This is a genomic window from Amycolatopsis rhabdoformis, assembly GCF_035918295.1.
Taxonomy (GTDB): Bacteria; Actinomycetota; Actinomycetes; order Mycobacteriales; family Pseudonocardiaceae; genus Amycolatopsis; species Amycolatopsis rhabdoformis.
Window position 1 is genome coordinate 5,206,288 of record NZ_CP142149.1, and the last position, 13,793, is coordinate 5,220,080.

7 protein-coding genes are annotated in these 13,793 nt (G+C 71.2%); all 7 read right to left on the bottom strand.

Annotated elements, in window-relative coordinates; genetic code table 11:
* Positions 1 to 131: 131 nt before the first annotated feature.
* The 7 genes from VSH64_RS23780 to VSH64_RS23810 all read right to left on the bottom strand — a co-directional run bounded on the left by VSH64_RS23780 (position 132) and on the right by VSH64_RS23810 (position 13,782).
* Positions 132 to 401, bottom strand: coding sequence for a hypothetical protein (locus tag VSH64_RS23780; protein WP_326564878.1), 270 nt, complete (start codon positions 399 to 401; stop codon positions 132 to 134).
* Between the two features lie 193 nt (positions 402 to 594).
* Complete coding sequence (locus tag VSH64_RS23785) at positions 595 to 1,236, bottom strand: hypothetical protein (RefSeq protein WP_326564879.1); 642 nt, start codon at positions 1,234 to 1,236, stop codon at positions 595 to 597.
* On the bottom strand, positions 1,229 to 1,651 hold the full coding sequence (locus tag VSH64_RS23790; protein ID WP_326564880.1) for an acyl-CoA thioesterase: 423 nt from the start codon (positions 1,649 to 1,651) through the stop codon (positions 1,229 to 1,231). Before VSH64_RS23790 ends, VSH64_RS23785 begins: the two co-directional genes overlap by 8 nt.
* Positions 1,648 to 6,633, bottom strand: coding sequence for an NAD-glutamate dehydrogenase (locus VSH64_RS23795; RefSeq protein WP_326564881.1), 4,986 nt, complete (start codon positions 6,631 to 6,633; stop codon positions 1,648 to 1,650). The genes VSH64_RS23790 and VSH64_RS23795 overlap by 4 nt, the downstream gene beginning before the upstream one ends.
* 741 nt (positions 6,634 to 7,374) lie before the next feature.
* Positions 7,375 to 9,969, bottom strand: coding sequence for a tetratricopeptide repeat protein (locus tag VSH64_RS23800; protein WP_326564882.1), 2,595 nt, complete (start codon positions 9,967 to 9,969; stop codon positions 7,375 to 7,377).
* A gap of 14 nt (positions 9,970 to 9,983) precedes the next feature.
* The gene (gene ettA, locus VSH64_RS23805; protein WP_326564883.1) at positions 9,984 to 11,660 is read right to left on the bottom strand and encodes an energy-dependent translational throttle protein EttA; all 1,677 of its coding nucleotides are present in this window, start codon (positions 11,658 to 11,660) and stop codon (positions 9,984 to 9,986) included.
* 100 nt (positions 11,661 to 11,760) lie between these two features.
* Complete coding sequence (locus VSH64_RS23810; protein ID WP_407655555.1) at positions 11,761 to 13,782, bottom strand: cytochrome c oxidase assembly protein; 2,022 nt, start codon at positions 13,780 to 13,782, stop codon at positions 11,761 to 11,763.
* Positions 13,783 to 13,793: the final 11 nt, after the last annotated feature.

Sequence of the window (13,793 nt, forward strand, 5' to 3'; positions counted from 1 at the left end):
CGGCCATCACAGGCACGTGCGCGCACCACGCCGTCGGAACCGGCGGTGCGGTGTTCGTGGTCGCGCCGAATCGGACATCGGCGGCTGATCCGGCACCGACTGTACCCGGAGTTTCGGTCCGCGGGGACCGCCTAACCGCTCTGACCTCCGTTCATTCCACCCGAACCGTCGCCGGAATCCGCTATCGACGTGGCGATCCACGCTGCGAACAACGCGGCTTGCACATACGGAGCGGCCTCACCCGCGATGCGGGCGGCCCGGGAAAACCGGCCACGCGCGATTTGCTGCCCCACTCCCTCGGGGCCCTCGGCTTCCACCGGGCGGTCGGTTCGCCACGGTGTCTGCTCGGCGCGCACGTCGGCGAGGAAGTCCGCCGTCGGGTCGCCGTCGGGGTCGGTCATGCCCCCACCATCGCATCGCGAACGGCAAAGCACCACGGGCGCAAGGAAATCACAACAAATTGAGAAGAGAAGGGGCAAGAATTGCGGGCTTTGCCCCCACCGCTCCGGACAAAGTGAACAGACGGGATGTCAGGCCAGGCCCGCGCAAAGGCGCGCCCGGCCTGAAAAACCGGCGTGAAAAATCGGGGCGGGCTCAGAAAAGCAGCGGCAGCAACGCGTGCCTTCGCTTCAGCACCGCGCCATAGCGGGCGTCCAGACGCAGCCACGAATCGGTGGCGGTCACACGCACCACGTCGCCGTCGATGGACGAGTCGAACAATCCCATCCCGGACAAGGCGAACAGACAGCGCAGCTGCACCTTCACCTCGAGCTCGCCCCCGGTCACCGTGAGCACCGCCTGGTCCATCAGCGACGCCGGCGGCGTGCCGTGCGGGCCGACGTTGTCTCGGGCCAGCGTCACGCCGCGGTCGGCGAGGTCGGACACCACACCCACCGGCAGGTCGTCCACCAGCTGCCAGCGGCCGGACGCCGGCAGCTCGGCGTGCCAGAGCAGATCACGCGCCGGGCCCGGATCCATCACCTCGCCGCCCGCGACCGTGAGGGCCGCGAGCAGTTCGTTGCCGGACACGGTGACGTCGCCCGGGGTCACGGTCCCCGCCACCGCGCGAGTGGCGAGGACCTCGAACGGCGTGGCCGTCCACGCTTCGACGACACCGCCGTCGCCGGGGCGGTTGCGCAGCCGCACCGCCGTGTTCCCGTCGAGCCGGACCGCGCGCGCCACGAACGCGCCGAGCGTGTCGCGGTCGGCCGCGTCGGGGATGCGCAGCTCAGGCACCGGCGAACACCCGCTTGAGGAAGTCCGTCTCCTCGGCGGTGAGCCGCCGAGGCCGCAGCTTCACGGTGTCGTAGGGCGCCAGCACCGTCTCGGCCGTCACGGCCACCGGGTCCGACTCCTCGGACCCGGTGTGCACGCGGTAGGTGAGCGTGATGCTGGCCGCCTTCACCTCGGCGAGGGTGATCTCGACTCGCACGGTCGTGTCGGGCGCGACGACGATCGGCAGGCGGTAGTGCACGCTGAGCTTCACCACGACCACGCCCTTGGGCAGCTCGGTGAGCCCGGCTTTCACCGCGTCGCCGAACAGCACCGGGATCCGCGCTTCTTCCAGCAACGTCACCATGTTGGCGTGGTTGACGTGCCCGTACACGTCCATGTCCGACCACCGCGGCCGGACGTGCGAAACGTAGGTCACCGCACCGTGCTCCTGATCTGGCGCGCGGCCACGGACAGCGTCGCGAGGTCGAGCCGCCCGGAGCGGGTGATCTCGTCGAGCGCCACGCGGGCCCGCGAGAGCCGCGACGCGTTGGTCTTCTCCCACTGCGCGATCTGCGCGTCGGCCTCCACGTCCTGGTCGCTGTGGCGCAGCGCGTCGAGCGTGATGGCGCGAAGCGAACCGTACACGTCGTCGCGCAGCGAGAGCCGCGCGAGGGCGTGCCAGCGGTTGCCGCGTTCGAGCTTGCTGATCTCGGTGAGCATCTTGTCGATGTCCAGGTGGTCCGAGAGCGCGTAGTACAGCTCCGCGGTGTCGGCCGGGCTGTGCAGCGCGTCGAGCCCCACCTGCTGCTCGGCCAGCTCGGCGACCTCGACCACGTCGAGCAGGCCGTAGCTGTGCAGCAGCAGCGCCACGCGGCGCGCGAGGTCGGCCGGCACGCCTTCGTCGACCAGCTTGCCGGCGTGTTCCTCCACCGACTCGAGCTCACGGCCGCGCAGCAGCTGGCCCAGCTTCGGACCGAGCTCCGCCACGACCGGACCGAACCGGTTGATCTCGGCCAGCGGCGCGAGCGGCTGCGGCCGGTTGGTGAGGAACCAGCGGGCGGCGCGGTCGAGCAGCCGGCGGGTCTCCAGCACCATCGCGTCGGCGACGTCGGTGGGCACCACGTTGTCGAGCGCGTCGATCTCGGCCCACAGCTTCGGCAGGTCGTACACGTGGGTGACCACGGCGTACGCGCGCACCGCGTCGGTGGCCGTCGCGTTCATCTCCTCCATGAGCCGGAAGACGAACGAGATGCCACCGCCGTCGACCAGCTCGTTGGTCACGAGCGTGGTGATGATCTGGCGGCGCAGCGGGTGCTGCCCGATCGCGTCGGTGAACTGCTCGCGCAGCGGCTTCGGGAAGTACTCGGGCAGCCGGCGCGTGAACACCTCGGAGTCGACCAGCTCGCTGGCGAGCAGCTCGTCCTTGAGGTCGAGCTTCACGTGGGCCAGCAGCGTCGCGAGCTCCGGCGAGGACAGGCCTTCGCCCGCCTTCTCCAGCGCGCGGAACGCCGACGAGCTCGGCAGCGCTTCGAGCTTGCGGTCGAACGCGCCCTTCGCCACGAGCGAGGACACCTGCCGCGCGTGCACCGACACCATCGGGCCGGCGTGGGCCCGGCTCACGCCGAGCACCGCGTTCTGCCGGTAGTTGTCGGCCAGCACCAGGTCGGAGACCTCGTCGGTCATCTCCTCGAGCAGCGAGTTGCGGCGTGTGTGCTCGAGGTCCCCGGTGGCCACGAGGTGGTCCAGCAGGATCTTGATGTTGACCTCGTGGTCGGAGCAGTCGACGCCGGCGGAGTTGTCGAGCGCGTCGGTGTTCATCTTGCCGCCCGAGCGAGCGAACTCGATGCGGCCGAGCTGGGTCAGGCCCAGGTTGCCGCCTTCGCCGACCACCTTCACGCGCAACTGGTTGCCGTTCACGCGGATCGCGTCGTTGGCCTTGTCGCCCGCGTCGCCGTGGGTTTCGGTCTCGGCCTTCACGTAGGTGCCGATGCCGCCGTTCCACAGCAGTTCGACCGGCGCCAGCAGGATCGCCTGGATGAGCTCCATCGGCGGCAGGTGCGTGATGCCTTCGGCGATGCCGAGCGCCGCGCGCACCTGCGGGCTGATCGGGATCGTCTTGGCCGAGCGCGGGTAGATGCCGCCGCCCTCGCTGATCAGCGAGCGGTCGTAGTCGTCCCACGAGCTGCGCGGCAGGTCGAACAGCCGGCGCCGCTCGGGATAGGTCGCCGCCGCGTCCGGGTTCGGGTCGAGGAACACGTGCATGTGGTTGAACGCGGCCACGAGCCGGATGTGCTCGCTCAGCAGCATTCCGTTGCCGAAGACGTCGCCCATCATGTCGCCGATGCCGACGCATGCGAAGTCCTCGGTCTGGGTGTCCTTGCCCAGCTCGCGGAAGTGGCGCTTCACGCTCTCCCACGCGCCCTTGGCGGTGATGCCCATGGCCTTGTGGTCGTAGCCGACCGAGCCGCCCGAGGCGAACGCGTCGCCGAGCCAGAACCCGTACTGCGCCGAGACTTCGTTGGCGATGTCGGAGAACTTCGCGGTGCCCTTGTCGGCCGCGACGACGAGGTAGCTGTCGTCGGCGTCGTGGCGCACCACACCCGGCGCGGGCACGGTCTTGCCCTCGACGCGGTTGTCGGTGAGGTCGAGCAGGCCCGAGATGAACATGCGGTAGCACGCGATGCCCTCGGTGAGCTGCGCGTCGCGGTCGAGGCCCGCGTCGCCCGTCGGGGCCGGCGGGCGCTTCACCACGAAGCCGCCCTTCGCGCCGACCGGCACGATCACGGCGTTCTTCACCGCCTGCGCCTTCACCAGGCCCAGCACCTCGGTGCGGAAGTCCTCGCGCCGGTCCGACCAGCGCAGGCCACCGCGCGCGACCTCGCCGAAGCGCAGGTGCACGCCCTCCACCCGCGGCGAGTACACGAAGATCTCGAACTTCGGCCGCGGCTCCGGCAGCTCCGGCACGCCGCTCGGGTCGAGCTTGATCGCGAGGTACGGCCGGGTGGCGCCGTTCTCGTCGGTCACGTGGTAGTTGGTGCGCAGCGTCGCGTTGATCACGGCCATGAGGCGGCGCAGGATGCGGTCCTCGTCGAGGCTCGTGACCTCGTCGATCATCGTGGTGATCTCGCCGACGAGCGAGTCCTCGCGCGTCTGGCGGTCCACATCGGACAGCAGCGGTTCGCAGCGCGTCTCGAACAGGTTCAGCAGCCGCCGGGCCACCTCGGTGTGCTTGAGCACCGTGTTCTGGATGTATGCCTGGGAAAACGGGCTGCGCGCCTGCTGCAGGTAGCGCGAATACGCGCGCAGCACGGCGGCCTGGCGCCAGGTGAGCCCGGCGCGCAGCACGAGGCCGTTGAAGCCGTCGACCTCCGCTTCGCCCTGCCACGCCGCGTGGAAGGCGTCCTGGAACCGTTCGCGCAGCTCGTCGAGCGCCGCGGTGCTGGACTCGTCGAGGTACTTCGCCGTGATGCGCAGGCCGAAGTCGTAGATCCAGCTCGCGCCGCCGTCTTCGCGGAACAGCTCGTACGGCCGCTCGTCGACGACCTCCACGCCCATGGCCTGCAGCACCGGCAGGACCTTCGACAGCGTGACGCCTTCACCGCGCAGGTAGAGCTTGAAACGCCGCTCACCCGGCTCGGCGTCGGCGGGCAGGTAGAACGACAGCGCGAGGTCGCCCTCGTCGGCCAGCGTGTCGAGCTTGCGCAGGTCGGCGAGTGCTTCGTCGGCGGTGAAGTCTTCCTTGTAGCCCTCGGGGAACACCGCGGCGAAGCGCTGGCCCTGGTCGACGGCGGACTCCTCGCCCATCACGCCCACCGGCTGGCCGTCGCCCGCGCGCTCGCGGCGCTCGGCGAGGATCGCCTCCACCATGCGGTCGTCCCAGCTGCGCACGACGGTGTTGAGCCGTTCCTGGATCCGCAGCGTGTCGGGGTCGATCCGGTGGGCCGGGTCGGTGTGCACGATGAAGTGCACCTGCGCCAGCACGGTTTCGCCGATGCGCGCGCTGTATTCGAGCTGCGTGCCTTCGAGCTCTTCCAGCAGCACCTTCTGCATCGCCAGCCGCGAACGCGTGGTGTAGCGGTCGCGCGGCAGGTACACGAGGCAGGAGTAGAAGCGGCCGTACGGGTCGCGGCGCAGGAACAGCCGCAGCCGGCGGCGATCCGAGAGCGTGATGGCGCCGGTCGTGGTGGCGTAGAGGGAATCCGTGTCGGCGGAGAACAGGTCGGCACGCGGCCAGTTCTGCAGCACCTCCAGCATCCGCTGGCCGGAGAACGACTCCATCGGGAACCCGGCGCGGTGGATCACCTCGCGCACGCGCTTGCACACCACCGGGATGTCGAGCACGTTCTCGTGCAGCGCCGTGGTGGTGAACATGCCGAGGAACCGGTGCTCGCCGGTCACGTTGCCCTCGTCGTCGAACGTCTTCACGCCGACGTAGTACGGGTACACCGGCCGGTGCACCGTGCTCGGCGCGCTCGCCTGCGTGAGAACCAGGAGCGTCGGGGAGAGCGCGCTCGCGTAGTCGTCGGGGCCCGCGGTGAGGCTGCGAGCGGCGAGGCTGTCCTGGCGCAGCACGCCGAGACCGGACGCGAGCACCGCGCGCAGCGCCGGCTCGTCGGAGTCGGGGTGCGGGTTCTCCACCAGTTCGTAGCGGCGGTAACCGAGGAAGGTGAAGTGGCCGTCGGCGAGCCAGCGCAGCAGCCGCGCGCCTTCGTCGACCTGACCGTGATCGGGCAGCTTCGGCGGGTTCTGCTCCAGCGACTCCGCGACGGCGCACGCCGTCTGCGCCATCTTGTCGGCGTCCTCCACGACCTCGCGGACGTCCCCGAGCACCGAGGCGAGCCGGTTGTCCAGCTCCCGCGCGCGGTTGGGGTCCGTGACGAGGTCGATCTCGAGGTACATCCACGATTCCGCCGCGGACATCGCGGGCGGGTCGGCCGGATCGGCGTCGGGGTGCAGGCCCGCCAGCTCACCGGTCACGTCGCGGCTGACCACCACGATCGGGTGAACGATGCGGTGCACCTGCACGCCGTCGCGCGCGAACTCGGCCGCGACGCTGTCGACGAGGTAGGGCATGTCGTCGGTGACCACCTGCACGACGGTGGCCTCGCGGGTCCAGCCGTCCTGCGCCGCCGTGGGGTTCAGCAGCCGGACCGCCGGCCGTCCCGGCATCCGCTGCTTCGCCAGCTGCAGGTGCGAACGCACCGCGCCGACGAGGGCCACCGGGTCGTCACCGACGATCTCCTCGGCCGGGATGTGGCGGTAGTACAGGCGGATCAGGTCGCCGATCTCGGGCGCCAGCGCGGCGGCGGCGTCGATCAGCTCGTCCCGGACCTGCTCCGGGCTGGCCGATCGGCGCGAGGCACCGACCTCGGCGCCGACATCTGTTCCGGACAGGGACGAGACTCCCGTCGAGCTCATGTGAGGCAACTCTCCAGTGTGCGAGATCGAGACGCGTCCGTCACCTCAACGTGGCGGACACCCCACACACTAATCCGACCCCGCCCGGCCCGTGACCCGACCAGCGGTTGTCCAGACTTAAATCTTCCTTATGTCACTGGGGATTTCCCGGCGTTGATCGGTTCAGCTGCCGGGCCGCCGGACGTCCGCGTTCCCCGGCGAATCCCTTGGCACCGGGCGCACCCCGGCGCCGGGCGGGGCGCGCGGTGGCGGCGGATCGGGTTCGTGATCGGTTCAGTCGACCGAGGGCGGCAGCGAGCCGGGCGGTCAAACCGGAAAAGGTTGCCTCGCGACGCTGCGAGGATTCCCACACCGAAACCGCCCGGACGGGCTACGCCGAGCTGCGCGCGAAAAGTGGGTACCCCGAAGGCGCAGCGGCCAAACCTGTTTCGAGGTGGGCAAAACCACGGGGTTCGCCGGCGGCTTTTACCGTTGCCCGGGTTGACGTTCCGAGGTTCGCCGGCGCCGGCGCCGACGGGGCCGGTTCGCCGGCGCGGACTCGCCGGTGGTGGTTTTGACCGGATTCGACGGCGTCCGGGAACGGCAGCCGCCAGTGCGCTCAAAGTCGACGGACGACTGACTCATCCGAGCGCGTGCGACGGTGTCGGTCACCGTTGCGCTGACGCGCGCCCAGTGAGCGAACAACGCTTGGTCCGTCCGTTGAATCCGGCATCACCAGCGGCGCCGGACGTGCCGGGGAGGTCAGTCGCCGTTGCGCTTGCGGTCCGCCGAGGCGTGTCCGTTGACCGGCCGACGCGGCGGGTCGTCCTCCGAGCCCAGTCGCTTCACCAGCGCCGCGGCACTCGCGGTGCCGGCCTGGTGCTCGGCCAGGGCGCGGGCCAGCAGTTCGGCCAGCCCGGCGTCGGGCGGCGGCTCGTCTTCGGCGATGGCGCGCGCGTAGCTCTCGGGGAACGGCTGGGAAGTCGGCGTCCACGAGTCGAAGTCCTCGAGCGGGTCGAGGGCCGGGGGCATGCGCAGGCGCGGCAGCCACGGGTCCACGGCCTCTTCCGACACCGTTTCGGCGCGCGGCGCCGGTGCCAGGTCCGGGGTCTCGCGCTTCCACGGCGGGTCGGTGACGTCGGAGAGGTCCGAGACCGGCTCGGGTTCCTCCGTGCGCGTGGTTTCTTCCTGCACGGCGTCTTCGCGCGCGGAGGCGTCGTCGGCGCGCCGGCGTCCGCCACCGCCGCCGGCGGAGATCCCCAGGCGGTCGAGCACCGAGCGGGCGGCGACCGAACCGTGTTCGGCGTCGTGCCGGGTCTTGCGGCCACGGGCGGTCTCGTCGCGGCGGGCGCGTTCTTCGCGGGCCCACTCGTCGCTCTCCCACAGCGGCGCCGCGGGTTCGTCGGCGGGCGCGGGGGCCATCGGCAGCTCGGGCAGGATGTCCGACAGGTCCGGCAGCGCGAGCCGCGGCAGCTCCTCGGCCCGCGGCGCCTCGCGCGCGGGCGGCTCTTCGCGCTGCACCTCGGCCACCGGTTCGGGCTTCGGCGCGGCCGGCTTCTTGAACGGCTTGACCCAGCCCGGCAACGCGGGCTCGGGCGCCGCGCGGCGGCCCGTGCGCGCCTGGCTGTGCGACCCGTTCACCGGTCGCTTGACCTGCGCCGGCGGAGCGGCCGGCGCGACCGGGGCGGTTGGCTCGGCAACCCGCGGCCGGTCCGGCGTCTCGGCGCTCGGCGCCGACAACGTGAAACGAGCGACCTGTTCGGCCGGCGGCTCCACCCGTTCGGGAGCCGCGGGTGCCGGCTCGTCGCGGATCACCGGGATCACCGACGTGCGCTCGGCTTCCGATTCCGCCTCGGCTCGGCCGAACGACCACGTCGGGGCCGACGAGCCGGGCTTTTCGACGGTACGAGCAGGTCTTTCGGGCACCGAACCGGCCGCGCGCACATACGCGGTCTCGGCCGGCGGCGCGGGCCGCGGCGGCGTTTCCGGCCGGGGCCGGTCCTCGGTCCGCGGCGCCTTGGCGACGGCCGGCTTCGCGGCAGCGGGCTGCCGATCCGGCTTCGCGGCCGGCGTGGCAGCGGCAGGTGCGGCCGGGGCCTTCGGCGCCGGCGGTTCTGCCGAGATCGCCCGGATCAGCGCCGTCGTCTCGACGTCGCGCACCGGCGGCTCCACGGCCATCGGCACCGGCCGGCCACCCTGCGGCGCCGAGCGGGCGATCACGTCGTCGAGGTCGAGCGGCGCCACCGTGTCGGCACCGAACTCGCCCGCGAGCAGCCCGCACGCCTGGCGGCGCGCCCGCGAGTGCACGTGCTCCGCCGCCCGCGAACGGTGCAGGCAGGCGATGGCTTCTTCCGCGCTGCCGAAGCGTTCTTCGATCTGCGCCAGCTCGAGCCACAGCCGCGCGGTGATGGCGGAAAGCCCGTGCCGGTCGGTGCTCGCCACGGCCTCGCGCACGAGCTCGGCCGCCGCGTCGCCGGCCCCGGCCGGCAGGTGCACGCGCGTGGCCACGGCCAGGCGCAGCCACGCGGTGGGCGCGACACCCGCCGCGCGCACGGGCTCGTTCAGCATGGGTTCGGCGATGTCGTAGGCCATGTCGGCGTCGCCGCGGTCGAGCAGCGTGCTCACGAGCTGGAGCACCAGCCGCACCCGCACGAGACCGCCGTCGTCGGCCGGATTGTCCAGCTTCTCCAGGAAGCCGAGGCCGGTGCGGGCGGCGTCGGCGGCCGCGGTGAGGTCACCGTGGCGGCGGCGGTGCGCGGCGGCCCCGTTGCGCAGCAGCGCGCGCACGAGCAGCCGGGTGTCGGCGTCGAGCGACTCGTCGGCCACCACGAGCTTGTCCGCTTCCACGAGCACGCGGTCGAGCTCCGGCTTGCGGCCGAACTGCGCGAGACAGCCCACGAGGTGGCACAGCGCTTCGGCGCGGTGCGTGGCCGAAACGGCCGGCTCGGACAGCACGGGGCGCAGCGCCGCGAGCCCGGTCAGCGGCGTGCCGAGACTGCGCGCGCACACGGCGAGGTCGATCCGCAGCCGCGCGGCCGTGTCGGTGTACCCCGCGTGCTCGGCGGCCCGCAGCGCGGCGACGGCGCGCCCGACGGTCGACGTGCGACCGCCGAGGCGCACGCGCGCCGCGACCACGAGGCTTTCGGCCCGGATCCACTGCTCGTCCGCGCCGGCGGACTCGGCGAGCGCGGCGGCGCGCTCACCGAGCACCAGAGCGAGCTCGGGCGCGCGCAGGTGCAGCGCGTCCGCCCGCTCGATCAGCCGCCCGAGGTCGGAGAGGGTCGCCCCGCCGGCAGCAGCGAGCCGCCCGCCCGCGGGTGCGGGCGAGCTCGACCGGTTGTGCCTGCTGGCTTCCACTCCGGCCCCCGGCGTCAGTCGCGCTTCAGCTTGCGATGGGTGACCCGGTGCGGCCGCGCCGCTTCGGCGCCGAGGCGCTCGATCTTGTTCTTCTCGTAGCCCTCGAAGTTGCCCTCGAACCAGAACCACTGCGCGGGGTTCTCGTCGGTGCCTTCCCAGGCCAGGATGTGCGTGGCGACCCGGTCGAGGAACCACCGGTCGTGGGAGATGACCACCGCGCACCCGGGGAACTGCTCGAGCGCGTTCTCCAGCGAGCCCAGCGTTTCCACGTCCAGGTCGTTGGTCGGTTCGTCCAGCAGGATCAGGTTTCCACCCTGCTTGAGCGTCATCGCCAGGTTCAGCCGGTTGCGCTCACCACCGGAGAGCACGCCCGCGGGCTTCTGCTGGTCCGGCCCCTTGAAGCCGAACGCGCTCACGTACGCGCGCGAAGGCATTTCGGTCTGCCCGACGTGGATGTAGTCGAGCTTGTCCGACACGACCTCCCACACCGTCTTCTTCGGGTCGATGCCGGCGCGGTTCTGGTCCACATAGGACAGCTTCACCGTCTCGCCGATCTTGACCCGGCCGCCGTCCGGCTCCTCGAGCCCGACGATGGTCTTGAACAGCGTGGTCTTGCCGACCCCGTTGGGGCCGATCACGCCGACGATGCCGTTGCGCGGCAGGTCGAACGAGAGCCCGTCGATGAGCACGCGGCCGTCGAAGCCCTTGTTCAGCTTCTCGACCTCCACGACCACGCTGCCCAGGCGCGGGCCCGGCGGGATCTGGATCTCTTCGAAGTCGAGCTTGCGGTACTTGTCGGCTTCGGCCGCCATTTCCTCGTAGCGGTCGAGGCGCGAGCGGGACTTGGTCTGGCGGGCCTTGGCGTTGGACCGCACCCACTCGAGCTCGGACTTGAGGCGCTTGGCGAGCTTCGCGTCCTTCTTGCCCTGGACCTCGAGCCGCTCGCGCTTCTTCTCCAGGTACGTGGAGTAGTTGCCCTCGTAGCCCACGACGTGGCCGCGGTCGAGCTCCATGATCCACTCGGCGACGTTGTCGAGGAAGTACCGGTCGTGGGTCACGGCCAGCACGGCGCCGGCGTACTTCATGAGGAACTGCTCCAGCCACAGCACGCTTTCGGCGTCCAGGTGGTTGGTGGGCTCGTCGAGCAGCAGCAGGTCGGGCGCGGACAGCAGCAGCTTGCACAGCGCGACGCGGCGGCGCTCACCACCGGAGAGGTGGGTCACGGCCTCGTCCGGCGGCGGGCAGCGCAGGGCGTCCATGGCCTGCTCCACGGTGGAGTCGAGCTCCCACGCGTCGGCGTGGTCGAGGTCCTCCTGGAGCTGGCCCATCTCCTCCATGAGCGCGTCGCTGTAGTCGGTCGCCATGAGCTCGGCGATCTCGTTGTAGCGATCGAGCTTCTGCTTGGTCTCGCCGAGGCCCTCCTCGACGTTCTGGCGGACGGTCTTCGTCTCGTCCAGCACCGGCTCCTGCATGAGGATGCCGACCGTGGCGCCCGGCTGCAGGAACGCCTCGCCGTTGCTGGCCTGCTCGATCCCCGCCATGATCTTGAGAACGGTGGACTTACCGGCACCGTTCGGCCCCACCACGCCGATCTTGGCGCCGGGGTAGAACGCGGTGCTGACGTCGTCGAGGATGACCTTGTCCCCGACGGTCTTGCGCACCTTCTTCATGGTGTAGATGAACTCGGCCATACAAGCGATCGTAGAGTGGCCCGATCCGCGCCCTGACGGCGGTCACCACCGCGCTACCGACGGTCATGCTCACATCACGCGGACGACATCATCGCCGGCGTCATTCGGCCCGTCGGCCCTCGGCCATGTTCTTGAGCATCGCGTTGTAGGCGGCCAGTTCTTCGCCGCCGGTGGTCTCTTCGCGGCGGTCCTTGCGCTTGGCCTCGCGCTCGTCGGCGCGCGCCCACTGCACGAGCAGCGCGATCAGCACCAGCAGCACCGGCACCTCGCCCGCGGCCCACGCGATGCCGCCGCCGAGCCGCTGGTCGGTGAGCAGGCTGCCTACCCACGGCAGCCGCAGCGACGTGTAGAACTCCTGGCCGATCACAGCCTGCATGTTCATCAGGATCACGCCGAAGAACGCGTGGAACGGCATGGCCGCGAACATCATCCCGAGCCGGCCGACCGGCGGGATCTTGCGCGGCGCCGGGTCGACGCCGATCACCGGCCAGTAGAAGACGTAGCCGGCGAGGATGAAGTGGGCGTTCATCGCCAGGTGCGCCCAGTGGTAGTTGAGCGCGGAGTCGAACAGGCCCGAGAAGTACAGCGCGTAGAACGAGCCGACGAACAGCAGCAGCGCGACGATCGGGTGCGTGAGGAACCGCGACACGGGCGAGTGCACGGCCGCCAGGAGCCACTCCCGCGGCCCGGGAGGCGCGTCGCGGCCCGCGGTGGGCAGGGCGCGCAGCGCGAGCGTGACGGGGCCGCCCAGCACCAGCAGCACCGGGATGACCATGGACAGCAGCATGTGCGTGCCCATGTGCACGCTGAACATCGCCGGCGAGTAGCGCCCGATGCCCGAGGAGGTGGCCAGCAGCAGCACCGCGCAGCCGGCGAGCCACGCCACGATCCGGCCGACGGGCCACGCGTCGCCGCGCTTGCGCAGGCGGCGCACCCCGGCCAGGTACAGCCCGGCCAGCACGATCGCGGCGGTGCCGTAGATCAGGTCGAAGCGCCACGCGGTGAGCAGGGTCCAGAAGGTGGGCGGGCCGTCGAGGTTGTAGCCGATCAGCAGTTCGGTGGTCGAGGGCTGCGTGACCGCGTCGGCCGGCGGTGGCGTGCGGGCCAGGCCCGACGCGATGCCGAGCGTGACGAACATGATCAGCACCTCGACCGCGGCCAGCCGCAGCAGCTGGCTGCCGCCCTTGCCGTCCACGAGGTCGCGCACGCCGCGTTTGCGCTGCTGGTGGCCGAACACGCCGAGCAGCAGCAGCGCCACGACCTTCGCGACCACGAGCAGGCCGTAGTCGGTGGTGAACAGGTCGCCGAGGTTGATGCGCACCAGCGCGTTGATCACGCCGGAGATCGCCATCACGACCCAGCAGACCAGCGCGAGCTTCGAGAACCGCTGCGCGGCGAGCGACAGGTGCGCCCCGCGCCGCCAGCCGAGGGCCAGCAGCGCGATGAGCCCGCCGACCCAGATCGCGGCCGCGATGAGGTGGAACAGGAGGCTGTTGGTGGCCATGTCGTGCGAGCCGCCGCTCGCGGAGTGCCCGGTCACGGCCACGGGCACCAGGCCCCCGACGGCCACGAAGAACAGCACGGCCGTCCAGCCCCAGGTGAGGGTGAGCCGGCAGCCCAGCGCGAGCAGCACCGCGATCAGCGCCGTCCACAGCCACGCCTTCGGCTGCTCGATCGCGTCGACGAGGTCCAGCAGCGTCTGGGGCGAAAGCACTTCCAGGAACGGCTTGCCGGCGCCGTCGGCCGCGGTGAACGCCACCGACAGCAAAGCGGAGACGAACCACACCCAGGCGGCGATGCCGGCCGCGCGCACGGCGGCGTACCCCTCGGGCGCGAGCGTGCCGGACTTCTGCGGCGGCACCAGGAACGCGGCCAGCAGCAGCGCGCCGACGCAGATCACCGACGCGGCTTCGGCGATCACCCGGACGACGGTGATGCCGTAGCGCGTGACCAGACCCGGATCGGGCAGACCCGCGATCAGGTACCCCGCACCACCGGTGAGCGCCACGAGCCCGACCGCGACCACGGCGGCGATCACGACGCCGACCGAAATCAGCGGCACCACACTGGTCCTGCGCCGCGCGGCCGGTTCGGGTTTCGTCACTGCGTCCGTGCTCACCATTCGAGACTAGG